Raw genomic sequence first — 26,247 nt, forward strand, 5'->3', positions numbered from 1 at the left:
AACCGGGTACAAAACGGTCAATCCGGGGGGTACCAACCCCTAGAACACACCCATCGCCAGCCCCGCGCCCATCGCCGCCCCCAGCTCCCGACAGGGGGCCAGCTGCGCCTCCGAAAGGGTCTTCTCCGCCATGATCTCCTCGGCTGTCTGCGCATGCGTACAGATGATGAGTGGCGGCTGAACCTCGCGCAGGCGCCAGCCCTTGGCGATCCGCGCCGCCTGCCGCGCCGCTCCTTCCCCATCGGACCCAGCGCAGATCATCAGGGCATAGGCCCGCCCCTCGACACGCCCCAGAACGGGATAGTAGCAGCGGTCGAAAAACTCCTTCATCGCCCCCGAAAGCGCCGCAAGATTTTCTGGCCCGCAAAAGATAAACCCTTGTGCAGAAAGGATATCCTTGGGCTCCGCCTCATCCGCCCGCAACAGCCGAGTGTTCGTCTCGACCCGTGCGGCCTCGGCCGCGGCGCGGGCCATGCTGGCGCTGCCGCCGGTGCGGCTGTGATAGACGATGAGCAGTTCAGCCATGCCCCGGATATAGGACGGACCGCGGGAAAAGGTCCACGGCAAAGCGTTTCGGCTTCCCTCCCGCGCGCGGCTCTGCCACATCTCGGATCATGAGCGAAGAAGCCCTGATATGCGCCGTTGACGGCGGCGGCACGGGATGCCGCGCGGCGTTGGCCACCCTCACCGGCAAGGTCCTGTCCCGCGCCGAAGCCGGCCCCGCCAACATCACCACCGACCCCGGCGGCGCGGTCCTCAACATCATGACGGCAGTCGAACGCGCAGCGCTGAAGCTTGGGCCACATGCGCCCAAACTCGAACACTTGACCGCGCATCTTGGTCTTGCCGGGTTGCTTGGCGCCGATCAGGGCGACGCGGTCGCGCAGCGCCTGCCCTTTGCCCGCGTGACGGTCAGCGACGACCAGAAGACCGCGCTGCACGGTGCGCTCGGACCAAGAAACGGCGCGCTTCTTGCCGCCGGAACAGGTTCCTTCGTCGCGCGCCGCTGGAAAGAAATTACATTCTTCATAGGGGGTTGGGGCCTGCAATTGGGCGATCAGGGTTCAGGCGCGTGGATGGGTCGCGAACTGCTTGGCCATATCCTGATGGCCGAAGACGGTCTGCGCCGCCATAGCTCCCTGACCAATACGGTCCTGGCCCGTTTCGAAGGAGAGACGCGTCGCATCGTCGATTTTGCACGCGACGCGAGCCCGGGCGACTATGCCGTTTTCGCGCCCGAAGTCGTGGCCGCCGCAGATGCAAGGGACGCAGCGGCAACCACGTTGATGGAAAAAGGGGCCGCCTATTTCGACGAGGCTCTGGCCATGATGGACCTGCATCCCGACGAGGTCGTCTGCCTGTCCGGTGGCCTTGGCCCGCACTACGAGCGGTTTCTCTCGCCCACGTTTCGCAGCAGGATCGCGCCGCCCGCAGGCGATGCTCTGGATGGCGCGCTGTATCTTGCCCAGCACCTGGCCGAGGATTCGGCATGACGCTTCGAGCGTACAAAGGCGCGTCGCTGTTCGACGGCCGAACCCTAGTCAAAGGTCACGCCGCACTGGTCGAACAGGATCGCTACGTCGGGGCTGTCGCCGAAGATGCGCTTCCCGCCGATGTCAGTATCATCCCTCTTGCAGGGGGTGTTCTGACCCCTGGGTTCGTCGATCTCCAAGTCAATGGCGGGGGCGGCGTGATGTTCAACGACGAAACAACTGTCGCGGGGCTGGCCACGGTCGCCGCCGCGCACCGGGCGACAGGAACCCGCGCGATACTGCCCACGCTTATTACCGACACGCCCGAGCGCACACGGCTTGCGGTCGACGCGGTGGTCTCGGCAATCGAACAGGACGTGCCCGGCATCATCGGACTACACCTCGAAGGACCGCATCTCGATCCCCGGCGGAAAGGCGCACATGATGAAGCCCTGATCCGGCCGATGGAGGATCGTGACCTCGAATTCCTGAGCGAGGCAGCCGTACGCCTGCCGAACCTGATGGTGACGATCGCACCGGAAAGCGTGTCGGTCGAACAGATCCGTCAGCTGGCCGCTGCCGGGGTAATCCTCGCGCTGGGTCACAGCGATTGCAGCGCGGAGACTGCGCAGGAGGCGCTATGTGCCGGTGCGGTTTGTGTCACCCATCTGTTCAACGCGATGAGCCAGATGTCGAGCCGCGCGCCGGGATTGGTCGGTGCAACTCTGGCCACGCACGTAAAGGCCGGCTTGATCGCCGACGGCATCCATGTCCATCCAACCGCAATCCGTGCAGCAGTGGCGGCGAAGGGTGCTGAGAGGGTCTTTCTGGTCACGGATGCAATGGCGACTGTCGGCTCGGACATCGGTGAGTTTCAGTTGAGCGGTCGACGCGTGCTGCGTCATTCCGGGCGGCTGACGCTAGAGGACGGGACACTGGCCGGGGCGGACCTGACGCTGACCCGCGCGCTTCAGGTGATGACGGGTGAGGTCGGGCTGCCGCTTGAACAGGCCCTTGCCATGGCCACGGGCGTCCCTGCCGGGGTGCTGCGATTGCCGCGCGGCGTCGGGGTGTTGGAGCCGGGCGGCCCCTGGACCGCGATCCACCTGGATGAGCACCTCCGTTACAGCGAACTTCCCGACTGAACGCGCGCGCCCTGCGGGATCGTCGGCGGTGCGGCATTCAGGGCGTCAATGGCGAAACCTGCCGCCTGTTTGTACCCCGCCATGAAGGCGCGGCGTTCCTCCTCGGGGATCACCGCGTCGATATCGTCGAACACCCCGCCGCAGCGTTCGTCGAGAAGGTTCAGCAGGCCGAAAGGCCCCGCCCCACGGTTGCGGAGCACCAATTCTGAGACCGGTCCGCAAAGCTGGTCGTCATACGCCGCGAGCGCCTGCGGCGTTGCACCGTGCTGTAGCAGCTTTGCGCCGAGCGTTCGCGCATCGATCACTGCCTGGCTCGCCCCGTTGGAACCGGTGGGATACATTGCATGCGCGGCGTCGCCCAACAGGGCAACCGGCCCCTGAACCCAGGTTTCGACCGGATCACGGTCGATCATCGGGTTTTCATAGGCACAATCCGCCGCCTGCAGCATTGCCGGCACATCCAGCCAGTCATACCGGAAACCATCGAAGTGATGGACGAAATCCTCGACCGCGACGGGACGGAACCAGCCCTCGCCGGTCCATCCATCCGTGCTGTCCACGGTAACTTCTGCGATCCAGTTGACGAGCGCTAGGCCATCGGAGTCGGGGGCTGAAATCGGGTAGATCACCATCCGATGGCGGTGGGTACCCAGTCCGATGAAGGACGCACCGGTGCGGATCGGCCGCGTGCGCACTGTTCCGCGCCACATGACCGCACCGCCCCAATGGATCGGCGGCTGATCGGGATGCATCTGGGCACGGATGGCCGAGTGGATGCCATCCGCGCCGATCAGCAATGTACCGGATACGCTTTCGCCGGTTTGCAGATGGGCAACAACTCCGTCAGCCTCGACCGTGTAGCCGGTGATACGCGCGTCAAGCAGCACCGCGTCAGGGCCGAGACGATCCAGCACCGTACGGTAGAGCAGCATGTGCAACGCCCCGCGGTGTACCGCAAATTGCGGCCAGCCATAACCGGCTGCCCTGCCGCGCGGCTCGGCATAGACCTCGCGCCCGTTCAACCCGAGAAGCGCCCATTCCTGAATCGGGACCCCGACCGAAGCCAGATCCTCCTCCGAAAGGCCGAGGTCGAGCAGCTCGCGTACGGCGTTCGGTTGCAGGTTTATCCCGACACCAAGCGGGCGCATTTCGTCGACCGCTTCGAACACGGTGCAGGCAACACCGATCTGGTGAAGTGTCAGGGCCGTCACCAGCCCGCCTATGCCGCCCCCGGCAATAAGAACCCGCGTCACGATCAGAGATCCAGAAAAACGGTTTCGTCATAGCCCTGAAGCCGGATGTCGAACCGATAGTGGCCTTCACCGGTTTTCTTCGCGACCAGCGTATCGACACGCTGCCGCTGTTCGATCCGGGCAAGCAGCGGATCGGCGTCATTAGCCTCATCCTCGAAATAGATCCGTGTATTGAGTCCGATATTGATCCCCCGTGCAACGATCCAGAGCGAGATATGCGGCGCCATGGCGGCGCCACCACGACCACTCACTGCACCGGGCTTGATCGTGCGCAGGGTGAACTCTCCACTGTCCTTGTCTGCCGCGAAACGGCAAAAGCCCGCCACGTTCGGATCGGCACCTGCCTGACCAGGATAGACACCCGCGGCATCCGCCTGCCAGCTTTCCAGCATCGCGTCGCGCATCGCCCAGCCTGTGCCATCGAATACCGATCCGGTGATGGTGATCACCTCGCCCCTGGCCCCCTCGGAAAACGGACTCTGGCCCAGGTCCTGCGGATAGATCCCCTCGACTCCCGCGAAACTGGGAATGCAGCCGATATGCACATAAGGCCCTGCCGTCTGGCTTGGCGTTTCGGTCAACAGGTCCAGCGCTTGCGTCATCACATTCCCTCCGGCTTGTTCTCGAACATGGTTTGCCGCCGCCCGCGCAACACGATGTCGAACTTGTAGGCAAGATAGTCGAGCGGCCGCGAGCTTTGCATGTCGAGCGGCGCCACGAGGCGTTCCAATTGTCCCCGGTCACGTATGGTTGCCGCGATGGGGCACCGATCGATCAGCGGATCCCCTTCGAAATACATCTGGCTGATCAGGCGCTGGCCGAAGGCGTGGCCGAAGACCGAGAAATGGATATGCATGGGCCGCCAGTCATTGGCGCGGTTGGGCCACGGGTATGCGCCGGGCCGGATGGTCATGAACTCGTAATATCCGTTCTCGTCCGTCAGCGTCCTGCCGCAACCACCGAAATTCGGGTCGAGCGGCGCGAAATAGGTATCCTTGACATGGCGATAACGTCCGCCCGCATTGGCCTGCCAGATCTCGACAAGCGTGTTCGCCACCGGTCTTCCTGTTTCGTCCAGAACGCGCCCGTGTACGCGGATGCGTTCCCCCACGGCCGGGGCCTTGCCCTGCGTGTAGTTCAGGATCAGGTTGTTATCGAGCGGCCCCAGCAGCGAGTGGCCGAAACGGGGCCCGGTTTCTTCGCTCGGCGTGGACTCCATCGACAGCAGCGGCAAAGAGGGTGAACGCGAAACAGACGTCTTGTAGTCGGGCCAGTACGGCACCGGGTGTTTGTCGCGCTGACGCGGCATGAGTGCAGCGGTCTCAGTCATGGGTTCCCTCCTGTTCAGCCGCCATTTCGGCCCAAGTCGCCTTGGCGAGCTTGATCGCGTGGTTGGCGCGCGGCACGCCCGCGTAGATCGCAACGTGCTGGAACGCCTCCATCACATCGGACCTGGTGGCCCCGGTCCGCGCGCAAGCGCGGATATGCATCGGAATTTCCTCGAAATTTCCAGTCGCCGCCAAGAGCGCCAGAGTCAACATCGATCGGTCGCGGCGCGAAATTGCATCGGACGCCCAGACCGTACCCCAGGCACCTTCGGTGATCAGCGTCTGAAAAGGCGTATCGTCTTCGGTCCGGTTCGCCTCGGCGCGGTCGACATGGGCCGCCCCCAGAACGGCACGCCGCACTTCCATTCCCTTGTTGTGTCGCTCGCTCATCCCGCCTCCCTCAGAACGGCAGGCCGATGTAATTCTCGGCCAGTTCACGCCGCGCCGTTTCCGACTGCGACAGATGCAGCAATGTGGCACGACGCATCTGTTCGGCAAAGCTGTCTTCGCCTTCGAACCGGTGGAGCATGGTGGTCATCTGCCAGGAGAAGCGCATGGCTTTCCAGATCCGTGCCAATGCCCGTTCCGAATAGGCATCGATACCGCCTGTATCGCCCCGGACGGCCTCGATCAGCGCCTGGTGCAGGTAGAATATGTCCGAGGCTGCAAGGTTCAGCCCCTTTGCGCCTGTCGGGGGCACGATATGCGCCGCATCCCCGGCTAGGAACAGACGCCCCCATCGCAATGGCTCGCTGACGAAAGAGCGCAAAGGCGCAATGGATTTCTCGATAGACGGTCCCGTTTCCATGGTCTGCGCAACCTCGGACGGCAGGCAGGATTTCAGTTTCTCCCAGAAACGCGCATCGCTCCAATCCTCGGGCTTGTCCGACAATGGCACCTGAACGTAATACCGGCTGAGCTGCGGCCCGCGCATCGAGGCCAGCGCAAAGCCGTTCGGCGAGTTGGCATAGATCAATTCATGATTGGCGGGCGCCGTTCTGGACAGGATACCCAGCCAGCCAAAGGGATACACACGCTCGAACTCCTGTCGCTTTTCGGCGGGGATCGTTTTGCGGCTGACGCCATGAAACCCGTCGCAGCCCGCGACATAAGCGCAATCCAGACGCTTTTGCATTCCGTCGTGGGTGAACGTGACATGCGGGGCCTCGGTGTCGCCGCCATGAATGGACACATCAGAGACCTCGTGCAGGATGGTCGTCCCCATCGCATCCTGCGCATCATACAGGTCCGCTGTAACCTCGGTCTGACCATAAACCATGACGGTTTTGCCCGTGAGTGCCTTGAAATCGATGCGCACCATCAACTCGTCATCAGTGACGAAACAGCCTTCGTGAACCATGCCTTCGGCATTCAGTCGGTCGGCGACGCCTGCAGCCTCGAGCAGTTCGACCGTGCCCCATTCCAGAACACCTGCACGGATCCGGCCAAGAACATGGGACCGGCTGGCCCGTTCAAGGATCACCGTTTCGACACCAGCCCGGTTCAGCAACTGCGACAAAAGCAACCCGGAGGGCCCGCCCCCGATAATGGCGATCTGCGTTTTCATGTCGTCCTCCCGGCTGATCGGGGCATCTTAGCCTCGCTGAACGAGTCAAAGAATGGACGCGGCGGGCAGCCAATGGTATTTTTCGTGCATGAACGGCTCAGACCCGATCCCAGTTTTCACGCTTCTTGGCGAAACCGGACGGTTTCCCGACGTAATCCATTCCGAACCGCTCTCGGTCCGGTCGCCGCAACATGGGTGGCGTATTCCGCCGCACCGGCACGCACATCTAGCGCAGGTTTTCCTGATCACGAAAGGCCGCGGCGAGGCGGTCATCGATGGTGGCCGGATGTTGCTGGAGGCGCGCCATTTCCTCTTCATTCCGCCTCAGAAAGTGCATGAATTCTCGTTCAGACCTGAAACCGTGGGCCAAGTGATTTCGGTTCCAGTGGCAGTGGTCAATGCAATCGGCCCGTCCTCGGCCGATCTCATGCGCGCCCTTGCACAACCTGTTTCGGGCAGGGTCATGCCCGCGCTTGCAGCTCTCGCTGAAATGCTTGCAAATGTGGCGATTGATACGGGTCCGTTTCGTGCTCAACGCGCAGTAGGAATGGCACATTCCGTGCTTGCTATGATTGCCGAGACTGGACATTCCCGCGATGCGCTTCAGGCTGATCACACGCGGCTCACGCAATTGGACGTGCTGATCGCCCGACACATGTCCGACAGCTGGACAGCGAGGGATTATGCCGCCGCTCTTTCCCTTACCGCCGGACATCTCAGCCGGATATGTCGGGCCGCGACGGGCCGCGGGGCAACAGCCTATATCGAACAAGCCCGCATCGACGAGGCCTGCCGCCTGCTTGCCTTTACCCGTTTGCCCGTGTCCGAGATCGGGTATCGGCTGGGGTTCTCGGACCCGTCGTATTTCTCGAAACGCTTCCGCGCGGCACGCGGTCAGACGCCCTCGACCTATCGGGACAGTATCGTGAGTTAAACCGTATTCGCATGCGTCGCGAAGCTCCGGTCGACACGGCCATACCCCTGCGCGGCCTTAGGAAACCACAAGGCGATGAGCAGAACCGGTCCGGGGCACGATCGAAATTATTGCGGCACTACCCCGATACACTCACGAACCGCCTGGGCAAACGGATCGGCGGGCGGGCGCCTTTCGGCGCAGGCGAAACAGAGCGTCCGCCCACCCTGTTCTATTGGGCAAGCGACGGCAGATAGAGCACGATCCCCGGAAACGCGACCAGCGCGGCAATGGTCAGGCCGTCTGCAATGAAAAACGGCGTGACACCGCGGAACACGTCCTGAACGCTCAGGTCTGGCCGCACGCCGGCAACGACAAAGCAGTTCAGCCCGATGGGTGGGGTGATCAGGCAGAATTCGGCCATCTTCACCACGAGGATACCGAACCAGATCGCGCACATCGGCCCCGACATTCCAAACGTGCTCTCGGCCGCGGTCACCGTCTCGCCGCCATTCAGCGCCATCACCGCAGGATAGACCACCGGCAATGTCAGCAAAAGCATGCCGATCGCATCCATGAACATGCCCAGAACGGCGTAAGCGAGAAGGATGCAGATCAGGATCAGCATCGGCGACATCTCGAGCCCGGTTATCCAGTCGGAAAACGCACCCGGCAAATCCGCGAAGCCCAGGAAACGGACGTAGATCAACACGCCCCAGATGATTGAAAAGATCATCGCGGTCAGCTTTGCCGTTTCGAGCAGGGCCGCCTTCAACTGTTCCCATCGCATACCGCGCCAAAGTGCAAACAGGAAAACGATGAAGGCCCCGATCGCACCACCCTCGGTCGGTGTGCCCCAGGCCTGTTCGCCGAACGGGTTGTAGACGAACCCGATGATAATGAGGATGACGGCCACGATTGGCAGCGCACCGGGAAGCGCCGCGAACCGCTCGCCCCAAGTGAACCCCCGTACAGGTGGACCGACTGATTTGAATATGACGGCGATGCCCACGATCAGCGTGCCGTAGATGATGGCTGAGAAGGCTCCTGGAATGAAGCCTGCAAGCAGCAGCTTGCCCACGTCCTGCTCCACGATGATTGCATAGATCACCAGAATCGCCGACGGAGGGATGAGCGAGGCCAGCGTGCCGCCGGCCGCGACGACCCCCGCCGCGAACTGCTTGTTGTAACCAATCTTCAGCATCTCCGGTATGGCGATCCGTGCAAAGACAGCAGAGGTCGCAACCGATGCGCCGGATACGGCGGCAAAGCCCGCTGTCGCGAACACGGTCGAAACGGCGAGGCCACCTGGCACCCACGCCACCCAGCGTTTCGCTGCCTCGAACAGCGCGCGGGTCAAGCCCGCGTAATAGGCGAGGTAACCGATCAGGATGAATGTCGGGATCAGGCTCAGCGTGTGGGCAGCAACCTTTGAATGCGGTACCTGCCCCGCCGTTTTCACCGCTACGGTCAATGCCCAGCCGAAATCCTCGGGGTCATAGCCCCGTTTAGACCAGAAAACCCAAAGAAGACCCACGAGACCGGCCAATGCAGCGGCAAAGGCCACGCGCATGCCTGTGACGACGAGGAAGAGCAGACCTCCGGTAACCCAGAGCCCGATTTCGATCGTATCCATGGCTTATCCCTGCCCGTCGAGTTGTTCGGCCTCGGCCGCCGCCTGCGCCGCTGCGTCCTGCACCAAGGGTACGGCCACCGGATTAGCCAGTCCAAGGACAAGGGCCCGTCCGTATCCCCAGACCTGCAGAACGAGCCTCAGCGCAAGCACCGAGAAGGCAACCGGCGCCAGCAGCTTTGCCGGCCAGATCGGCAATCCAATGTCGATAGAGCTGTCACGGCTCCACATTGGTGCGTTGAAGTCAAAGGACCGCCCAAAATGCGACCAACTCCCCCAGATCAACGCGACCACCACAAGCAGGATCAGCAAGACCGAGAACAGCTCGAACAGCCATTGCGCTCGGCCTTTCAACCGGCTGATGACAATGTCCATGCGGATATGGCCGCCATCGCGCTGCACGTAGGAGATGCCGAGAAAGGCGATCAGCGGCATTGCCGCCTCGATCCAGTCGACATAGCCGGGCAAGGGCGCGTTCATCAGGTTACGTCCACCCACGGAGACCACGGCAAGCACCATCAGTCCAAAAACCGCTATGCCGCTCAGAAGCGCCATGAATTTTTCGAGCCGCAAGAGCGAACGGTCGATCTGGCTCAGCCTGGACTCGTCCTCCAAGACCGATGCATGTCCTGCCATGGCAGAACTCCCTTGTCATTTCCAGGGGGGTGAATGAGCCGGACACGAATCCGCGCCCGGCACGAGAAAAAGCGATCAGCTGCCCCCGCGGGCCTCTTCCAGCGCCTGAACAACAGTATCGTAGAGTTCCTGCGCAGGCAGACCCTGGCCTGACATGTCCGCGATCCACTTTTCGCGGATCGGATCGGCCGCCTTGGCGCGGAATTCCGAAAGGACCTCGTCAGAGATCATCACTTTGGCTACGCCTTTCTCCTCAAGCACCGTGTCCCAGCGCTCCAGCAATTCGGCGTAGTTTGCCAAGTAGTGTTCGATGGCTTCGTCGATCGAACTGTCCAGCGCCTCGCGATGCTCATCGGACAGGGCCTCGTAAGCATCGGTATTTACGACGACCGGGCAATTCACCGTGCCGGGGTTGAGGTTCGCGGTCCACCAGTCGGCGCGGTTGATCGTACCAAAAGACAGGTGGGCATGCTGCGCGAAGGCAACCGTATCGACCACACCCGATTCCATTGCGTTATAGGCTTCGGTCGCCGGAACCGAGGTCGGCACACCGCCCACGGCCGAGAACGCCTCGCCCAGGCCGCCGGTCGCGCGTACGCGCATGCCGTCCATCGACGCCAAAGTCTCGCGGGGATCGCCAGTGCCGACGAGGTTGTATTGCGGCATGGGCGACGTCATCAAGATCTTGGCATTCCATTGCGCCATTTCGTCCTGAACCGCCGGGTGGTCATAGACAGCATGGCTGACTGCGACTTCTTCTTCGAGGTTGGACACACCGAGGAAAGGCAGCTCGAGAACGGTGATCGCCCGGTTCTTGTCGCGGTGATATCCAGCGCAGAACTGTGCCATTTCGAAGGCGCCGATCGAGATTCCGTCGAGGTTCTCGCGCGGTTTGGACAGACCGCCATAGCTGACATTGATCGTGAACTCGCCCCCGGTTTTCTCTGCAACCAGCTCGGCCAGCTTCTCGACATGCTCGGTAAAGGCGCGGCGCTTGCCCCAGACTGAGGCATTCCATTCGGTCGCGGCGGCCTCGGACACGAGTGCAAAGCTCAGCGCGGCCACGGCCGTACCGGTCAGAAACTTGGTCATGATTTCTCTCCCTATTGATGCGGCCTCTCTCCCGATTGCCGCTTGGCAGCGAAGCTAGCGCCAAGTGAATGGCGTGCCAACCCCTCGCCCTTTCGGGCTCGGCGCGCGAGTCGGGGCGTTTGAGAGTACAATCACCATGACTCTCTATCCATTGAGGTCTTGTCTGGGCCGCCTTCGCCTCGCCGGTTCATCGCTGATAGCGGTAACCCGATTTCCAGCCACTGAACGCGTTGACTCCGGCCGCTTGTGCGGAAATGAGGTTTTTCAAGGCATTCTGGCAAAAATTTACAATACATCCAGAATGCATCAAAAAACTTTACAGACAAATCGTGTCTTTACCGTAAGTTATTTCATTATTTTCAGTCACGCGTATTATGTGGGGTCAGGAGGAGTTCGGATTTCATGGCAACGGACACAGGTGCTATGAAGGCCGGGCAAGACATCAGTCAGAGGGAGGAGCCCAAATGACGACCGCCACCAAGACCGAAGCCGCCGCCTATGCGCCGTCGCAAGACGTAATTTCCCGCGCGCATGTCGATGCCGCCGCGTATGACGAAATGTACGCGGCCTCGATCAACGACCCCGAAGGCTTCTGGGCGGAACAGGCAAAGAGGATCGACTGGATCAAGCCATTCAGCCAGGTCAAGGATGTCTCCTACGAGTTCGGAAATGTGAACATCAACTGGTTCGCCGACGGCACACTCAACGTCGCCGCGAATTGTGTCGACCGTCACCTTGCCAGCCGAGGCGATCAGACGGCAATCATCTGGGAGGCCGACGACCCCACCGAAAAGCCCAAGCATATCTCATACAAGGAGCTGCACGGCCATGTCTGCCGGATGGCCAATATCCTTGAGACTCTTGGTGTGCGGAAGGGTGACAGGGTTGTCATCTACCTGCCGATGATCCCTGAAGCTGCCTATGCAATGCTTGCCTGCGCCCGGATCGGCGCAATTCATTCGATTGTCTTCGCCGGCTTCTCGCCCGATGCGCTCTCGGCCCGTGTCAATGGCTGCGACGCCAAGGTCATCATCACCGCGGACGAAGCGCCGCGCGGCGGTCGCAAGACACCGCTGAAATCGAACGCAGATGCCGCCCTGCTGCACTGCAAGGACACTGTCAAATGCCTGGTGGTCAAGCGTACCGGCGGGCAGACCACATGGATCGACGGGCGCGATTTCGACTATAACGAAATGGCGCTGGAGGCTGATGATTACTCCAAGCCCATCGAGATGAACGCCGAAGATCCGTTGTTCATTCTTTACACGTCCGGTTCCACGGGGCAGCCCAAAGGGGTCGTTCACACCACCGGTGGTTACCTGACCTATGCCGCGCTGACGCATGAAATCACCTTCGACTATCACGATGGTGACATCTACTGGTGCACCGCCGACGTGGGATGGGTCACCGGGCACAGCTATATCGTCTATGGCCCTCTGGCCAACGGCGCGACAACGCTGATGTTCGAAGGTGTGCCCACTTACCCAGACGCGGGCCGGTTCTGGGAAGTCTGCGCAAAGCACAAGGTCAACCAGTTCTACACTGCGCCCACCGCAATTCGTGCGCTGATGGGTCAGGGCACCGAGTTCGTGGAAAAGCACGATCTGAGCGATCTGCGCATTCTCGGCACCGTGGGTGAGCCGATCAATCCCGAGGCCTGGAACTGGTACAACGACGTCGTCGGCAAGGGTAAATGCCCCATTGTCGACACATGGTGGCAGACCGAAACCGGCGGACATCTGATGACGCCCCTGCCCGGCGCCCACGCGCTCAAGCCCGGCGCCGCGATGAAGCCTTTCTTCGGCGTGCAGCCGGTCGTTCTCGACCCCCAATCGGGTGAAGAGATCACCGGCAACGGGGTCGAAGGCGTCTTGTGCATCAAGGACAGTTGGCCCGGCCAGATGCGTACCGTGTGGGGCGACCACGAGCGGTTCGAAAAGACCTATTTTTCGGATTACAAAGGCTACTACTTCACTGGTGACGGGTGCCGCCGCGACGAGGATGGTGATTACTGGATCACCGGCCGCGTCGATGACGTGATCAACGTCTCCGGGCACCGCATGGGTACTGCCGAGGTCGAAAGCGCCCTGGTGGCCCATGCCGCCGTGGCCGAGGCCGCCGTCGTCGGCTACCCGCACGAGATCAAAGGTCAGGGCATTTACTGCTACGTCACCCTGATGAACGATCGCGAGCCATCGGAAGAGTTGCGCAAGGATCTGCGCCAATGGGTGCGGACCGAAATCGGACCGATCGCCTCGCCGGATGTCATCCAATGGGCCCCAGGCCTGCCCAAGACCCGTTCGGGCAAGATCATGCGCCGCATCCTGCGCAAGATCGCCGAAAACGACTTCGGGAGCCTTGGCGACACGTCGACACTGGCCGATCCTTCGGTCGTCGATGACCTGATCCAGAACCGCGCTGCTAGCTGAGGGCAAGATGATGAAAGATGTCGTCGAAACCACACCCGCCGTCCTGATCCTTCTCGGGCCTCCGGGTGCCGGAAAGGGCACGCAGGCCCGCATGCTCGAAAACGAATTCGGGCTGGTTCAACTCTCCACCGGTGATCTGCTCCGTGCAGCCGTCGCGGCCGGCACCGAGGCCGGCAAGCGTGCAAAGGCCGTCATGGAAGCGGGCGAGTTGGTCAGCGACGACATCGTCATCGCCATCCTTCGCGATCGCCTGGCCGAGCCCGATTGCGCCCGCGGCGTGATCCTTGACGGCTTCCCGCGCACCACGGTTCAGGCCGCTGCGCTGGACGAACTGCTTGCAGCCAACGGCCAGAAGATCGACGCCGCGATCAGCCTCGAAGTCGAGGATGCGGCGATGGTGACCCGGATTTCGGGTCGCTACACCTGCGCCGGTTGCGGCGAAGGTTATCACGACACGTTCAAGACACCTGAGCAGTCCGGCACGTGTGACAAGTGCGGCGGCACCGAGTTCAAGCGCCGCGCCGATGACAATGCCGAAACGGTGGCGAGCCGGCTGGAGGCTTACCACGCACAGACCGCCCCGCTGATCGCCTATTACGACGACAAGGATGTGCTGAAGCGTATCGACGCCATGGGCGAGATCGATGAGATCGCCCAGGGCCTCGCCAACATCGTCAAGGGGGCGGTGAACTAGGCGCGAACGACCGGGCCCGGCGGCGCAAGCCACCGCCCCACCCCCCTTGAAGGAATGTGACCGGACGACCCGCCTTGGCGGACCGGTAACGGCTTGCCTGCCGATATCACTGCCCGGCAGGCGCAATGGAGAGGGAACGCCCATCCGTGCAGGGCGGCCCTGGAGGAAAGAAGGAGGACCCGCGAATGGCGGATCAGACCACAAATACCGCGCAGGCGGCCAAGGCCGACAAAGGCTATTGGCAGGCCAATGTGCGCATAATCATCGTCAGCCTCGTCATCTGGGCGCTGGTATCGTTCGGGTTCGGCATCCTGCTGCGCCCGCTTCTGTCGGGCATCGCCGTGGGCGGGACCGATCTTGGCTTCTGGTTCGCCCAGCAAGGCTCGATCCTGGTCTTCCTCGGGCTGATCTTCTTCTACGCCTGGCGCATGAACAAGCTGGACGCCGAATACGGCGTGGACGAGGAGTAAACCGTCATGGACCAGTTCACCATCAACCTGCTGTTCGTGGGCGCGTCCTTTGCGCTCTACATCGGCATCGCGATCTGGGCCCGGGCGGGTTCCACGTCGGAATTCTACGCCGCAGGACGCGGCGTTCACCCTGTCACCAACGGCATGGCCACGGCGGCCGACTGGATGTCGGCGGCCTCGTTCATCTCGATGGCGGGTCTCATCGCCTTTACCGGCTATGACAACTCGACCTTCCTCATGGGCTGGACCGGCGGTTACGTTCTGCTGGCGCTTCTTCTGGCACCTTACCTGCGCAAGTTCGGCAAGTTCACCGTGTCCGAGTTCATCGGCGACCGGTTCTACAGCCCGACAGCGCGCATCGTCGCCGTGATCTGCCTGATCGTCGCGTCGACCACCTATGTGATCGGCCAGATGACCGGCGTTGGCGTGGCTTTTGGCCGCTTCCTCGAAGTGTCGAACACCACCGGCCTGCTGATCGGTGCCTGTGTGGTCTTTGCCTATGCCGTGTTCGGCGGCATGAAGGGCGTGACCTACACGCAGGTCGCTCAGTACTGCGTTCTGATCATGGCTTACACGATCCCGGCCGTCTTCATCTCGCTGCAGCTGACCGGCAACCCCGTACCGGCCCTTGGCCTCTTCGGTGATCACGCCGCCAGCGGCGAGCCGCTGTTGTCCAAGCTGGACGCCATCGTGACCGACCTCGGCTTCAAGGAGTACACGGCACATCACGGTGACACGTTCAACATGGTGCTGTTCACCCTGTCGCTGATGATCGGTACAGCGGGTCTCCCCCACGTCATCATGCGCTTTTTCACCGTGCCCAAAGTGGCCGACGCGCGCTGGTCGGCAGGCTGGGCGCTGGTCTTCATCGCGCTGCTCTACCTCACCGCCCCCGCGGTTGGCGCCATGGCCCGTCTGAACATTTCGGACATGATGTGGCCCGAAGGCACAGATGGTCAGGCCGTGTCGGTCGAGATGATCGAGAACGATGCGCGCTATGACTGGATGGCAACCTGGCAGAAAACCGGCCTTCTCGGCTGGGAAGACAAGAACGGCGACGGTCGGATCCAGTACTATAACGACAAGTCCGAAGCCATGCAGGAAAAAGCGGCTGCGAACGGTTGGGAAGGCAACGAGCTGACCAATTTCAACCGCGACATCCTGGTTCTGGCCAACCCTGAAATCGCCAACCTGCCCGGCTGGGTCATCGGCCTCGTCGCCGCAGGCGGTCTGGCTGCCGCGCTTTCGACTGCGGCCGGTCTGCTGCTGGCGATCTCCTCGGCGGTCAGCCACGACCTGATCAAGGGCTCGATCAACCCGCAGATCAGCGAAAAAGGAGAGCTTTTGTCGGCACGTATCGCAATGGCGGTGGCCATCGCGGTGGCGACCTACCTGGGGCTCAACCCTCCGGGCTTTGCTGCACAAACCGTGGCACTCGCCTTCGGCCTTGCCGCCGCATCGATCTTCCCGGCGCTGATGATGGGCATCTTTACCAAGGTGAACAACAAGGGTGCCGTGGCAGGCATGATCGCGGGCCTCGTCGTGACGCTGATCTACATCTTCCTGCACAAGGGCTGGTTCTTCATCCCCGGCACCAACAGCTTCACCGATGCCGACCCGCTGCTGGGCACGGTCAAGTCGACCTCCTTCGGAGCAATCGGCGCGATGGTGAACTTTGCGGTGGCCTACTTCGTCTCGAAGTCGAGTGCACCTATCCCGGCAGAGATCGAAGACCTCGTGGAAAGCGTCCGCATCCCCCGCGGTGCCGCCGCGGCGCAGGACCACTGATCCCCAACGGGCGGGCCGCATGCGACGGCCTGCCCTCTTTGACAACGGTCCCGCCCTTCGCAATCTGGGCGGGACCTTTCTGTTTCAACGGGTGGCCCGATGTCTCTCTCGACCGATGACCTGATCCGCTTTCTGCGCACCGTCCACCCCTATGACGGGCTCGAGCCTGCACGGCTTGACGAGGTCGCACCCGATTTCACCGTTCTTCACCTGAAGGCAGGCGAGGAGGTTTACACGCGCGGCCAGATGCTGGACGGGTTGTACCTGATCCACGAGGGCGAGGTCGAAGTCAGCGACGAAAACGGTGCCATCGTGTCGATCCTGGGCTCCCGCAACTCTTTCGGTGAACGAGGCCTCGCGCGAGATGGTCGAGCGGTGACTGCAGCCCGCGCCAGTGCGGACAGCGAACTGCTCCTGCTGCCGCGACACGCTTTCGAAAAGCTCATGGCCAACGAACCCACGGTCGCACGCTTTTTCGACCGCCGCCGAGGGGAAGGCAGCCGCGGCAGCGACCTTGCCACCTCGCGTGTGGAAACCTTCATGGCCAGCAACCCGGCCACCTGCCCGCCAACGACGACCGTTCAGGACGCCGCGCGCATCATGCGTGATCGCGGCATTTCCTCTCTGTGCGTGACCGATGCTGGGAGCCTCGCCGGGATCGTCACGGTGCGTGATCTTTCCGGCAAGGTCGTGGCAGAGGCGATGCCCTCGAACACCCCACTGGATCAGGTCATGACCGTGGCTCCGCTTACGTTGTCGCCCGATGCGATCGGCTCGGACGTGCTGCACGCGATGATGGAGCGTCACATCGGCCATATTCCGATCACCGAGGCCGGACGCCTTGTCGGCATCGTTACCCAGACGGACTTGACCCGTTTCCAGGCCGTCAGCTCGGCCGAACTGGTGAGCGCCATCTCCCGCGCGGACAGTGCCAAAGAGATGGCCAAAACCACGGCCGAGATACCGCGCCTGTTGGTGCAGCTTGTCGCCGGCGGTAACCGGCACGAGGTCGTAACCCGTCTCATCACCGATATCGCCGACACGGCGACCCGACGGCTGCTGGCACTGGCCGAGGAAAAACTCGGCCCGCCGCCGGTGCCCTATCTTTGGCTCGCATGTGGCAGCCAGGGGCGGCAGGAACAGACAGGCGTCAGCGATCAGGACAACTGCATGATGCTCGATGACGCCGTAAGCGACGTCGACATGCCGTATTTTCGTGACCTCGCGCGCTTTGTCTGCGAGGGGCTCGATACCTGCGGCTATTTCCTGTGCCCCGGCGACATGATGGCAACCAATCCACGCTGGTGCCAGCCGGTCAGCACATGGCGGAGTTACTTCGCGGGCTGGATCGCGAAGCCCAACCCCGAGGCGCAGATGCTGGCCTCGGTCATGTTCGACCTGCGCCCGATCGGCGGCGACCGCAGCCTGTTCGAGGGTCTTCAGACCGAGACGCTTGCCATGGCGCGCCGGAATTCGATCTTCGTCGCGCATATGATTTCGAACTCGCTCAAGCATACGCCGCCGCTTGGCCTTCTACGGGGCTTTGCCACCATCCGTTCGGGCGAGCATCGCAACACGCTCGACCTCAAGCATAACGGCGTCGTGCCGGTGGTCGATCTCGGCCGCATCTATGCCTTGCAGGGCAGCCTGCCGGAGGTGAACACCCGCTCCCGCCTGAAAGCCGCCGAAGCTGCTGGCGTTCTCAGCCCGTCGGGTGCGCGCGACCTGATCGATGCCTACGACCTGATTGCGGAAACGCGGTTGGAACATCAGGTTGAAATGGCACGGCGCGGCGAGAAACCCGACAATTACCTGACCCCAACGGATCTTTCGGATTTTGAGCGAAGTCATCTGCGCGATGCCTTCGTCGTGGTAAAGACGATGCAATCGGCAGTGGGTCACGGCAAGGGAATGCTGGGCTAACCGTAACGCGGTCCCGCCAGTGGCTGCCGGATCTGGAACGAGCCGCGCGCGAGCGGTGACCTTGGGAGGAGAACCACGATGTTTCTGGAACTGATCGGAACGGTGTTTGCCGGCATCGCCGTGGCAGGGCTGGTCATGTTGCTGGGCAAGGTGACGGGCGGTCGCCTGCCGCGCTGGATGACACCGGTTGCTGCGGGTCTTGCGATGATCGCCGTGACGATCTCAAGCGAGTATTCGTGGTTTTCGCGCACGACAGCTGCCCTGCCCGAGGGGCTGGTGGTCGCGCAGACCGTGGAGAAACGCGCCTTCTATCAACCATGGACTTATGTCACGCCCTACGTGAACCGCTTTGTCGCCGCTGATATCGCCACGATGCAAAGCCACCCCGAGCGACCGGACCAGAAGATCGCGCAGCTGTACTTCTTCGGCCGTTGGGCTGCGGTCGAGAAACTGCCGGTCGCGTTCGATTGCGCCGAGAACAGGCGCGCCATGCTGGGCGACGGGGTGGAGTTCGATGCTGCGGGCGAGCTTGTGGATGCAGACTGGGTCGTGGCCCCGCCGGGTGATCCTCTGGTGCAAACTGTCTGCGAGGTGGCGTAATGGGCACGTCGCTCTCGCTTCGGTTGCGGATTTTCCTGTTCTTCGCATTGCTTGCAGCGGGTGGAGTTTCGCTTGCGCTTGGTGCGCTGGCCTGGGCCCATGCCAGATCGGGCGCGGCCGGGCTGACGGATGCGTTCACCTTTGCCGCCATCGTGATCGGGTTCGGGCAACTTGCACTCGTGGTAGGGATCTGGCTGCTGTTCGACGAGAATGTAGCGCGTCCGATCGAACGGCTGGCCGCACAGATGCGGACCAAGGCACATGCCGGTGTCAGAGGGCAGATGGACCTGCACGGCGCGCGCTACCTTGGCGATCTGGCACCAGCGGCCGCGGGCCTTGCCGGCCAAATTGGCGACAGCACCATGATGACGGCAGAGGCCGTCGCCGAGCAGACCGCCCGCCTAGCGGCTGAAAAGGCGCGACTGACCGCACTGTTGACAGAAATTCCGGTCGCGATGGTTCTTGTGAACCCCGCTCATCAGATCGTGCTCTATGACGGACAGGCTGCCGAAGTTTTGGCGCAGGTCGCTCATCCTCGGCTCAACGCTTCGTTGTTCGATTACCTGTCGCGTGCCGATGTCGAAGCCGCGCATGCGAGGCTTGCCCGCAGCGGCAAGGAAGTGGAATGCTCTCTGGCCAGCGCAGATGGCGCGCAAAGCTACAGCGCACGGATGCGCCCCTTGGGCGATGCACCCGGCTACATGCTGTTTCTTGACGACAGCGAAGCCCGCATAGCGCCCGACGCCGCGCGTCCCTTGATCTACGATTTCGACCTTCTGGAAACCTCGGGCGACACCGCGTTTGAAACCCGCAAACTGTCGGACCTGTGTTTCGTGGTCTTCGACACCGAGACGACTGGCCTGCTTCCGCACAAGGACGAGATCGTGCAGATCGGGGCGGTTCGGGTGTTGCGCGGTCGCATCATCGAAGGCGAGGAACTGAACACGCTGGTTGATCCTGGCCGACCGATCCCGCCCGCATCGACCAAGGTTCACAGGATCACCGATGCGATGGTTGCAGGCGCTCCCGACATAGCGGAGGCTGGACGCGCCTTTCATCAATTCGCAAACGACGCGGTCATCGTTGCGCATAACGCACCATTCGACATGGCCTTTCTCCGCCGTCACGCCGGGCGGATCGGCGTCAACTGGGACCACCCGATACTGGATACCGTTCTGGTCTCTGCCGTCCTGTTCGGTGCGGGGGAAACGCATACGCTCGACGCCTTGTGCGACCGTCTGGAGGTCGAGATACCGCAGGCCTTGCGCCACACTGCGTTGGGCGATGCAAGGGCCACGGCAGAGGTTCTTGTTCGAATGCTGCCCATGCTGAAGGCCCGCGGGATGGAAACCTTTGGCGACGTCATTGCCGAGACTCGCAAGCATGGACGCCTGCTCGAAGATCTGAACTGATACCCCCGAACTGGCGAGCATGGACAATCCCGGCGCGTCGTGGCAGGTCAGGCGCAAGCCCGACGGCCAAAAAAGGCGTGCGATGACCGAGACCAGTTTCATTCCCGGCCCCGAAACCACCCGCGCCTTTCGCGAGGCGCTGGGATGCTTTGCCACTGGCGTGACCGTGGTCACGACGCAAGTGGGCGGCAAGCCGCGTGCGATTACCGTGAATTCGTTCTCGTCAGTTTCGCTGACCCCGCCTTTGGTGCTTTGGTGTCTGGATCACAAGTCGAACCGGTACGATGTGTTTGCGGGCGCACAGAACTATGCCATCCACGTAATGGGTGAAGAACAGCAGCGCCTTGCGTTGGATTTCGCCCGCGATGGCGACGATTTCTCACATGCCCGGTGGCAGGCCAATGCGGACGGCGTCCCGCTGCTTGACGATTGCCTCGCGCGGTTCGAATGCCGATTGTCCGCGACGCATGAAGCCGGAGATCACATCATTATCCTGGGCGAGGTCACACGCGCGATGCACAGACCGGGCCATGGGCTGATATTCAAACGCGGCCAATACGGCGCGTTTTCCGGCCTGCTCTGATCAGGAGGCATCGTCCGGCGTGGCATGGACGGCCAAAAGGTCGATTTCCGCGTCCTGCGGCTCGATCACGCGATAGCTCTCCCTCACGCCAGCCTCTGTCAGGTCTCTGGCAACGGTCAGCAGCGTGTTGGCAGGATGCTCATCGCACAGGTCTGCCATCTGGGCAATTTCGTCCCGCGCCACGCCGATCGCGGCGTCGACCGAAGGAGCTCCATAAAACTCGACGAAATGGGCAGCCAGTTTTTCCGCCAGCCGTTCCAACTCGGCCGGTTCGATCTGGGTGACCGCGACAAAGGTCACGCGTCCGGCGGTTTCCAAGCCGAGCCAGCCGTTGGCGAAGGCCTGCCGCGCCTTCCCTTCGAGGTCTGCCGGAGACCAGTTTGAGAATTCGAACCCACCGGATATGCACCACTCACCGGTCCTTGCCGGTGAATGAAACACGTTCATGTCGCTTTCGTCGAAATGGATGGCGCGCGCCAGTTTCATCGTCCTGTCTCCAGCAGTTCGGTCATTGGAACGAGCCGGGTCGCATCCGCAGTCCGGATCAGCATTCCGAACCTGTCGTCGGTCCCGAGAAACGTCCCCGAGACATCCTCGCGGGTGACATCTTCGCCCACCCCCTGCACCAGCCCCATCCACTCGGCGTGGAGCGGCGCGTTTCCTTCCTCTTCCCAGCGATGCAGCCAAGCGAGCATATGACGCGACCAGCTTTCCACCAATCCGGCCGGGGATAGATCGGCACAGCCTTCTTCGTATAGTGCCGTCACATCAGGTGTCTCGCCGGGCACCGCGCCCGTAGGCATCAACGCCACTTCCCATCCGATCACCAGCCAGTCGGGTATCTCTTCGGGTTCGCGCGTCGAGGCGGCGGCACGGAAAAAGCCGCACCGGGCGCCGTTGACCCGGATCTGGCCATCCCATGACAGGTGCACGGCGACCTCGGGCGGGGCAAGGGCCCCCAAGGCGTTCTGAAATCCGACGGCACAGAGCGGCAGCATGGCCATGGCCTGATCGAGAGATGTCTCGGGTGCAAAGACCACCGCCGCGCGCAGCCTGTCGGCCTGAATGGCATGCACGATCGTCCCACCGTCGCACCCGAGCGCTGCCAAGGCCTGCGCCCGTTCGAATGGATCTGCGCCATCCGGGGCAGGCTGGCCTTGCAACAGAGGCGGAAAACTGAGCTGCGCCGTCATCGACACCTCACGCGTTGCCGCTGGCGATCATGTCGCGCGCGATCTTGCGGAACGCCTGCGCCTGTGCGCTGTCGGGCTTGCTGACAACAATCGGCGCTCCGCCATCGGCGGCCACCCGGATATCGAGATGCAGCGGGATTTCTCCCAACAGCGGCACGCCCAGCTTTGCCGCCTCAGACGCGACACCGCCATGACCGAACACATGTTCCTCGTGGCCGCATTTGGAGCAGATATGCGTCGACATGTTCTCGATCATCCCGAGGATCGGCGTCTTGAGCTGGTTGAACATGTCGATCCCCTTTCGGGCATCAATCAGCGCAACATCCTGTGGCGTCGACACGACGATGGCACCATCCACCTGAAACTTCTGGCTAAGCGTCAGCTGGACGTCACCGGTGCCGGGCGGCAGGTCGACGATCAGCACGTCGAGACCACCCCATTGCACCTGACTCATCATTTGCTGCAGCGCACCCATCAGCATCGGACCGCGCCAGACAACCGCTTGGCCCTCGTTCGTCATGAGGCCCATGGACATCATGGTCACCCCATGGTTGCGCAGCGGCAGGATCGTCTTGCCATCCGGGCTTGCCGGTCGTCCGGATACGCCCAGCATCCGCGGTTGGCTCGGGCCGTAGACATCGGCGTCTAGCAAACCGACGCGTCGTCCTTCAGCGGCGAGTGCACAAGCAAGGTTGGCCGATACGGTCGATTTCCCGACCCCGCCCTTGCCGCTGGCGATGGCGACGATCCGGTCGACGCCGGGAACAGCCTGCGGCCCCTGTGGCTGGGGTTTGGCCTTGGGCTTCAAATCCGGTGGCGCCTTGTCGGAATGGGCCGTCAGCATCGCGGAAACACGCTCCACCCCGGACACGCTGCTTGCCGCCTCTTCCGCCACGTCCCGGATCGGCGTGTAGAGGTCGCTGTGCTTGGGGTCGATCTCGAGCACGAAGCGCACGGTCGTGTCCTCGACATTCAGCGCGCGCACCACGCCGGCTGCAACGATGTCCTGACCGCTGAGCGGATCGGTGATCTTTTTGAGGTTGGCCAGAACCGCGTCTCGAATGCTCATGCCTCTCCGTCCTTGATATGACCGGTCACCACGTGCTCGACGTCGAGACCTTCGACCGTCAGCACCATCTTGGCCGCAAAGCTCTTGCCTTCCGGGTGCCCAGCCTCGCGCAGCGCGTCCTCGATGGCCTGCTGGCTGGTCACTCCGACCTGCTTGAGGAACTTGCGCATCGACATGTTGTAATCGGCGCTCATGGCTTCGGTCTCCCTTCGTGCTCGCATCGCGTTTGACGCAGGGCCGCCTGTCTCGTTAGGCTGGCCCCATGCGCCGGTTTCTCTTGTGCCTGAGCCTGATGCTGACCGCCAGCCCTTCTGTTGGGCAGGATGCACTTGGCTTGGCCGTACCCGAAAGCGTGACGACCTCGGGCTTGCTGCAACATATCCTTCCGCGCTTCTCCCTCAAGACCGGCATTCGCGTTCGCCCTGATCCCAAGGGCGAAATGTTTCTGGCCGAGTCAGCCCCCGGCACACCGGTGATGAAGCGGGCAAGCGTGACCTATTTCCTGCGCATCACCGAGAACGCCAGCCAGGAACGGTTCCGCGACTGGTTATTGTCGGAAGTGGGGCAGAAGACGATTACCGGGTTCCGACCCGAAACCGGACCGGCGTTTTCGACGGATATCGGCCGGGTGGAGGTGGTCGAAGCGCCCAAGGTCGAGGGCGACGCCAGACGCGGGGCGGAATTGTCGATGTCACTCTGCGGTCGCTGTCATGTGGTCGGGCCGGAGAATCGAATGAACGGGCTTGGATCGACCCCTTCTTTCGCCGTCTTGCGAACGCTGCCGGACTGGCTCGAACGGTTTCAGGTCTTCTATGTTTTGGCACCGCATCCCGCCTTCACGCAGGTCAAGGACATCACCCAACCGTTCGACCCCGAGCGACCGCCGCCGATTGTTCCGGTGACGATGTCGCTGGAGGATCTAGAGGCGATACTTGCCTATGTATCGGTTGTCGCGGCCGCCGATCTTGGCGCGCCGCTTCAGACGCAATGATCGCTTTGCCGCATCAGTGGTCCCGGCGCTTGCCGAAGTAATCCTCGGTCGTCACCACGCGTGGCCGCTCACCGGCAGAAAACGGGTTCTCCTTGGAATGGAACTGCGCCTTGACCCGGCAATCATCGCACATCTGGATCATGCGCGCCTGTGCCGAACTGGCAAACATCGGATGCGTTCCGGCCAGCTTTTCCATGATGCGCTCCACCGTCGATTTCACACCGAAGGCGGCCCCGCATTCGATACAGGCAAACGGCTCTTCCTCGTTCAGCACCTGCTGCGACAGGGCCGCGTCCGACAGATTGAACCGCGGTACCAGTTCTATGGCGTTCTCGGGGCAGATCGTCCTGCAGATACCACATTGAAGGCAGGCATCCTCCTGAAAGTTGAGCTGTGGCTTATCAGGATTGTCGATCAACGCACCCGAAGGACAGAGCGATACACAGGACAGGCAGAGCGTACAGGCATCCGTATCAATCGCAACCGCACCATAAGGCGCGCCGTCGGGCAAATCGAGTACCGGTCCGCCGGGGTTGAGTGCCTGCGCCGAAAGCCGGGCAATCTGCCTCCGGTTGCCGAGTGGCAAGACAGGGCTTTCCAAGGGCGGGGAGGTGTCTTGATCATAGAGGCGATCCGCCATGATGTCAGGATCGGTCTCGTCAATCAGGCCAAGCCGGTCGGACCCGGCGATGGCCTCAGCCAAGGCCAGTTCGCGTATCAGCGCGTCACGCTCGGTCGTCGGCGACACCAAAACGTCGACGCGGGCAAAACCATGTGACAACCCGGCGAGCATTTCGGCATGTCCGAAACCCGAGATCACCGAGAGCTCCAGCGGAATCACCTGGGCCGGCAACCCCCTGCCAAACCTCGCAGCCAAGCGGATCATCTCGGCCCCGCGCGCATCATGAACGAGAAGCCGAGGCGCAATACCACCGGCCGATCGAAATGTCCGGGCCAGCACTTCCATCCGCGACAGAAGGTGGCCAACCGGCGGATCCTCGTATGTGATCGCCGTCGAGGGGCAGAGCGCGGCGCAGGAGCCGCAGCCAGCACAGATCATCGGGTCGATCGCCACATGTTCGCCAGCCGCCGTGATCGCTCCGGTCGGGCAGATATCTAGGCATTTCGAGCATCCCGTCTGGCCCGCCCGCGAATGAGCGCAAAGCGTCTCGTCGAGGCGAACGTAGAGCGGCTTTTCAAAGGTTCCCACCAGGTCACGCGCCTGGGCGGTCAAGCTGGCCACCGCGACCATGTCTTTTGGATCTGCGCGCAGGTAACCCTCGCGCTTTTCCGGCGCAGGAACGAATGGAGATGCTCCGCTCAGGTCGATGATGATATCGCAGGCCGATTTCGCTCCGTCACGAGGCGCGCTCCAGCCGTAACTGCCGCGACCGACCGGATCCAAGATCTGTAGCGCATCGAACGTGACCTCGAACCCTCCCAAGGCCCCCGTGACCCGTCGAACGCGCCCACGAACCGTGTCCCATCGCCGCGACACTGGCTCGGCCTCGTCCAGGGCCAGAACCGTGACCGCCAGCGTGTCTGCCAGTTGTCCGGCCAGTCCAAACGCAACCTCACCCGGCCCGACAATCAGGCAGGTTCCCTCACTGACCACGTCGACTGAAGGTGTTTCCCGCCGCGGCATCAATGCTTCAGCCAAGAGCGCAGCCTGCTTGGGGTGCGTATCACCGCCCTCGTCCGACCACCCTGCCCGGTCGCGCAGATCGACCATGAGCGGAAGATCCGCACCAAGTTCCTCGGCCAGTTCCTCGAACCGTGCACTTTCCTGCCCACAGGCAATGACAACCGGGCCAGCCCGCATCGCCTCAGCGGCCGTCTCGATCTCGGCGGTGCACAACGCTTCGTGCACGCGCGTGCAGCTCACTCCGCAAGAGGCCTCCAACCCGTCGGCATCAAGCCTTTGCGATCCGCCGCAACTGCACAGCATAACGCGGTCCGTCATGCACGTCCCTCCCCGGTTCACTGGTGCCGCCCTGGCCGTTTTGGCGCCGGCTGACCACCAGAGTATTTTACTCAAGTATTTGCGCGACAACAG

The 26,247-nt window shown here is 62.4% G+C and carries 26 protein-coding genes; 12 read left to right on the top strand and 14 right to left on the bottom strand.

Translation table 11 applies throughout. The annotated features are described in order from the left end of the window. Window positions 1-39 precede the first annotated feature (39 nt). Window positions 40-525: a flavodoxin family protein gene (locus tag ACFORG_RS23105; protein WP_386737955.1), complete on the bottom strand. Its 486-nt coding sequence runs from the start codon at window positions 523-525 to the stop codon at window positions 40-42. A gap of 89 nt (window positions 526-614) precedes the next feature. Between ACFORG_RS23105 and ACFORG_RS23110 the strand changes: the two genes are divergently transcribed. Then, complete coding sequence (locus tag ACFORG_RS23110) at window positions 615-1,493, top strand: BadF/BadG/BcrA/BcrD ATPase family protein (protein ID WP_386737956.1); 879 nt, start codon at window positions 615-617, stop codon at window positions 1,491-1,493. Continuing rightward, window positions 1,490-2,617, top strand: a complete 1,128-nt coding sequence (nagA, locus tag ACFORG_RS23115; protein WP_386737957.1) for an N-acetylglucosamine-6-phosphate deacetylase — start codon at window positions 1,490-1,492, stop codon at window positions 2,615-2,617. The genes ACFORG_RS23110 and nagA overlap by 4 nt, the downstream gene beginning before the upstream one ends. Here the strand turns inward: nagA and ACFORG_RS23120 are convergent. Genes ACFORG_RS23120 through pobA form a run of 5 tightly spaced genes read right to left on the bottom strand, consistent with a single transcriptional unit; the run spans window position 2,596 to window position 6,765 of the window. Then, window positions 2,596-3,873: a flavin-dependent oxidoreductase gene (locus tag ACFORG_RS23120; protein WP_386738088.1), complete on the bottom strand. Its 1,278-nt coding sequence runs from the start codon at window positions 3,871-3,873 to the stop codon at window positions 2,596-2,598. The genes nagA and ACFORG_RS23120 overlap by 22 nt on opposite strands. Then, on the bottom strand, window positions 3,873-4,472 hold the full coding sequence (gene pcaG, locus ACFORG_RS23125) for a protocatechuate 3,4-dioxygenase subunit alpha (protein WP_386737958.1): 600 nt from the start codon (window positions 4,470-4,472) through the stop codon (window positions 3,873-3,875). The genes ACFORG_RS23120 and pcaG overlap by 1 nt, the downstream gene beginning before the upstream one ends. Continuing rightward, entirely contained in the window at window positions 4,472-5,200 is a 729-nt protein-coding gene (pcaH, locus tag ACFORG_RS23130) for a protocatechuate 3,4-dioxygenase subunit beta (RefSeq protein WP_386737959.1), read from the bottom strand. Before pcaH ends, pcaG begins: the two co-directional genes overlap by 1 nt. Then, window positions 5,193-5,588: a 4-carboxymuconolactone decarboxylase gene (pcaC, locus tag ACFORG_RS23135; RefSeq protein ID WP_386737960.1), complete on the bottom strand. Its 396-nt coding sequence runs from the start codon at window positions 5,586-5,588 to the stop codon at window positions 5,193-5,195. Before pcaC ends, pcaH begins: the two co-directional genes overlap by 8 nt. Window positions 5,589-5,598: 10 nt before the next feature. Then, complete coding sequence (gene pobA / locus ACFORG_RS23140; RefSeq protein WP_386737961.1) at window positions 5,599-6,765, bottom strand: 4-hydroxybenzoate 3-monooxygenase; 1,167 nt, start codon at window positions 6,763-6,765, stop codon at window positions 5,599-5,601. A 52-nt stretch (window positions 6,766-6,817) separates the two neighbouring features. On the opposite strand from pobA, the gene ACFORG_RS23145 reads away from it, so the two are divergent. Next, window positions 6,818-7,699, top strand: coding sequence for a helix-turn-helix domain-containing protein (locus ACFORG_RS23145; protein ID WP_386737962.1), 882 nt, complete (start codon window positions 6,818-6,820; stop codon window positions 7,697-7,699). 211 nt (window positions 7,700-7,910) lie between these two features. Here the strand turns inward: ACFORG_RS23145 and ACFORG_RS23150 are convergent, their stop codons facing one another. From ACFORG_RS23150 to ACFORG_RS23160, 3 genes are all read right to left on the bottom strand, one after another. Continuing rightward, the gene (locus ACFORG_RS23150; protein WP_386737963.1) at window positions 7,911-9,314 is read right to left on the bottom strand and encodes a TRAP transporter large permease; all 1,404 of its coding nucleotides are present in this window, start codon (window positions 9,312-9,314) and stop codon (window positions 7,911-7,913) included. Window positions 9,315-9,317: 3 nt separating this feature from the next. Then, on the bottom strand, window positions 9,318-9,947 hold the full coding sequence (locus ACFORG_RS23155; RefSeq protein ID WP_386737964.1) for a TRAP transporter small permease subunit: 630 nt from the start codon (window positions 9,945-9,947) through the stop codon (window positions 9,318-9,320). Window positions 9,948-10,022: 75 nt separating this feature from the next. Continuing rightward, complete coding sequence (locus tag ACFORG_RS23160; protein WP_386737965.1) at window positions 10,023-11,039, bottom strand: C4-dicarboxylate TRAP transporter substrate-binding protein; 1,017 nt, start codon at window positions 11,037-11,039, stop codon at window positions 10,023-10,025. A 464-nt stretch (window positions 11,040-11,503) separates the two neighbouring features. Here ACFORG_RS23160 and acs point away from each other — a divergent pair, with 464 nt between their 5' ends. The 8 genes from acs to ACFORG_RS23200 all read left to right on the top strand — a co-directional run bounded on the left by acs (window position 11,504) and on the right by ACFORG_RS23200 (window position 20,938). Continuing rightward, window positions 11,504-13,468 (top strand): acetate--CoA ligase, encoded by a 1,965-nt coding sequence (acs, locus tag ACFORG_RS23165; protein ID WP_386737966.1) that lies wholly within the window; start codon window positions 11,504-11,506, stop codon window positions 13,466-13,468. Between the two features lie 10 nt (window positions 13,469-13,478). Beyond that, on the top strand, window positions 13,479-14,162 hold the full coding sequence (locus ACFORG_RS23170; protein ID WP_386737967.1) for an adenylate kinase: 684 nt from the start codon (window positions 13,479-13,481) through the stop codon (window positions 14,160-14,162). A gap of 185 nt (window positions 14,163-14,347) precedes the next feature. Next, window positions 14,348-14,632, top strand: a complete 285-nt coding sequence (locus tag ACFORG_RS23175; protein ID WP_386737968.1) for a DUF4212 domain-containing protein — start codon at window positions 14,348-14,350, stop codon at window positions 14,630-14,632. A 6-nt stretch (window positions 14,633-14,638) separates the two neighbouring features. After that, entirely contained in the window at window positions 14,639-16,420 is a 1,782-nt protein-coding gene (locus ACFORG_RS23180; protein ID WP_386737970.1) for a sodium:solute symporter family protein, read from the top strand. Between the two features lie 99 nt (window positions 16,421-16,519). Next, complete coding sequence (locus ACFORG_RS23185; protein WP_386737971.1) at window positions 16,520-18,343, top strand: DUF294 nucleotidyltransferase-like domain-containing protein; 1,824 nt, start codon at window positions 16,520-16,522, stop codon at window positions 18,341-18,343. A 78-nt stretch (window positions 18,344-18,421) separates the two neighbouring features. Further along, on the top strand, window positions 18,422-18,943 hold the full coding sequence (locus ACFORG_RS23190) for a hypothetical protein (RefSeq protein WP_386737973.1): 522 nt from the start codon (window positions 18,422-18,424) through the stop codon (window positions 18,941-18,943). Then, window positions 18,943-20,355, top strand: coding sequence for a 3'-5' exonuclease (locus ACFORG_RS23195; RefSeq protein WP_386737974.1), 1,413 nt, complete (start codon window positions 18,943-18,945; stop codon window positions 20,353-20,355). Before ACFORG_RS23190 ends, ACFORG_RS23195 begins: the two co-directional genes overlap by 1 nt. Before the next feature lie 82 nt (window positions 20,356-20,437). Beyond that, window positions 20,438-20,938 (top strand): flavin reductase family protein, encoded by a 501-nt coding sequence (locus ACFORG_RS23200; RefSeq protein ID WP_386737975.1) that lies wholly within the window; start codon window positions 20,438-20,440, stop codon window positions 20,936-20,938. On the opposite strand, the gene ACFORG_RS23205 is transcribed toward ACFORG_RS23200, so the two are convergent. Genes ACFORG_RS23205 through ACFORG_RS23220 form a run of 4 tightly spaced genes read right to left on the bottom strand, consistent with a single transcriptional unit; the run spans window position 20,939 to window position 23,394 of the window. After that, window positions 20,939-21,424, bottom strand: a complete 486-nt coding sequence (locus ACFORG_RS23205; protein WP_386737976.1) for a DUF6505 family protein — start codon at window positions 21,422-21,424, stop codon at window positions 20,939-20,941. After that, window positions 21,421-22,131 (bottom strand): biotin/lipoate--protein ligase family protein, encoded by a 711-nt coding sequence (locus tag ACFORG_RS23210; protein WP_386737977.1) that lies wholly within the window; start codon window positions 22,129-22,131, stop codon window positions 21,421-21,423. Before ACFORG_RS23210 ends, ACFORG_RS23205 begins: the two co-directional genes overlap by 4 nt. 7 nt (window positions 22,132-22,138) lie before the next feature. Then, entirely contained in the window at window positions 22,139-23,200 is a 1,062-nt protein-coding gene (locus tag ACFORG_RS23215; RefSeq protein WP_386737978.1) for an Mrp/NBP35 family ATP-binding protein, read from the bottom strand. Further along, a complete protein-coding gene (locus ACFORG_RS23220) occupies window positions 23,197-23,394 on the bottom strand; it encodes a DUF6494 family protein (protein ID WP_386737979.1) in 198 nt (65 codons plus the stop codon). The genes ACFORG_RS23215 and ACFORG_RS23220 overlap by 4 nt, the downstream gene beginning before the upstream one ends. A gap of 68 nt (window positions 23,395-23,462) precedes the next feature. Between ACFORG_RS23220 and ACFORG_RS23225 the strand changes: the two genes are divergently transcribed. Beyond that, window positions 23,463-24,191 (top strand): hypothetical protein, encoded by a 729-nt coding sequence (locus tag ACFORG_RS23225; RefSeq protein ID WP_386737980.1) that lies wholly within the window; start codon window positions 23,463-23,465, stop codon window positions 24,189-24,191. Window positions 24,192-24,204: 13 nt separating this feature from the next. Here the strand turns inward: ACFORG_RS23225 and ACFORG_RS23230 are convergent, their stop codons facing one another. Beyond that, window positions 24,205-26,154 carry a 4Fe-4S binding protein gene (locus ACFORG_RS23230; RefSeq protein ID WP_386737981.1) on the bottom strand — a complete coding sequence of 650 codons (1,950 nt, stop codon included), beginning with the start codon at window positions 26,152-26,154 and terminating at the stop codon, window positions 24,205-24,207. Between the last annotated feature and the right edge of the window lie 93 nt (window positions 26,155-26,247).

It is taken from the genome of Lutimaribacter marinistellae, from assembly GCF_042648365.1.
GTDB classification, from domain to species: domain Bacteria; phylum Pseudomonadota; class Alphaproteobacteria; order Rhodobacterales; family Rhodobacteraceae; genus Lutimaribacter_A; species Lutimaribacter_A marinistellae.